The sequence below is a fragment of the Acidovorax sp. SRB_24 genome, from assembly GCF_012931925.1.
In genome coordinates this window covers 1-272 of record NZ_MWOM01000344.1, presented here as the reverse complement: position 1 = coordinate 272, position 272 = coordinate 1, and the positions used below count along the sequence as shown (strand labels likewise).

At 65.8% G+C, this 272-nt stretch carries 1 protein-coding gene; it reads left to right on the top strand.

Annotated elements, in window-relative coordinates; translation table 11 throughout:
• The coding region (locus B2J89_RS22200; protein WP_169170894.1) for an acetyl-CoA carboxylase biotin carboxyl carrier protein subunit at nt 1-145 on the top strand (145 nt) is incomplete at its 5' end.
• Between the last annotated feature and the right edge of the window lie 127 nt (nt 146-272).

Genomic DNA, 272 nt, shown 5'->3' with positions numbered 1-272 from the left:
CGTGATGGAGGCCATGAAGATGGAGCACACCATCGCCGCGCCGCGCGCGGGCGTGGTGCAGGAACTGCTCTATGCGCCCGGCGACCAGGTCATGGAAGGCGCAGAGCTGCTCAAGTTGGCCGCCGTAGCCGACGCAACTGCCTGAACTTGCCTGACCCGCACGACCGGGCCGGGCGCAATGCGCACCCCGGTGCGACAGCGCCCGGCCCGCGCAGGCGTTAACCTCGCACGCCATGAAAATCACTTTTTGCTGTACCGACACCAAATCCGAA